We start from the raw sequence: 548 nt of genomic DNA on the forward strand, positions 1-548 counted from the left end.
TAATGTGATTGTAGTCTTTTGATGAGCGCATCAACTCTACAGCACGCTTGTAGTATTCAAATGCAAAACTAAGTTCTTTTTTGCGCTCATGACACACGCCAATGCAGTTGTACGATGACATTGTAGGTTGGTTGCTAGCATGAAACTTAGTGACATTTTCTATTACGAAATCAAATTCATGACACTCTATGCCTAAGTTGCATAAGCGTAGGAAATCATCACTACTCATATCTCCGTTAGATAGTTTAACTTTCATCTCTGCTAGCTGTGTATCGTAGTATGTGTCATTCCATTTGGTTTTTAATGACTTTAACTCGCTACTCAAATGTTCATAGATTCGGTGTTTGATTAAGTCAGGGGAGTCGAATGCGTTAGTCACTTCTTGATATATCCCCCACCTTTCAATCGTATCGTTGAAGTGTGTCTTTTCAAGGTATAGTCGCTCTAGCTCATCAATTTTATGTTTGCATCTAACAGCTTGATATAGAATTTTAGATTCATCGCGTAAGGTTTCTGCTTTGCCATTAATAAACTCCAAAACTTGCTTG

At 37.4% G+C, this 548-nt stretch carries 1 pseudogene; it reads right to left on the reverse strand.

Features of this window, described 5'->3' with window-relative positions:
- Positions 1 to 548: pseudogene (locus AB4512_RS24175) on the reverse strand (hypothetical protein); the annotation flags it as partial.

Source organism: Vibrio sp. 10N.222.52.B7 (genome assembly GCF_041474275.1).
In the GTDB taxonomy this organism is placed as follows: Bacteria; Pseudomonadota; Gammaproteobacteria; order Enterobacterales; family Vibrionaceae; genus Vibrio; species Vibrio crassostreae_C.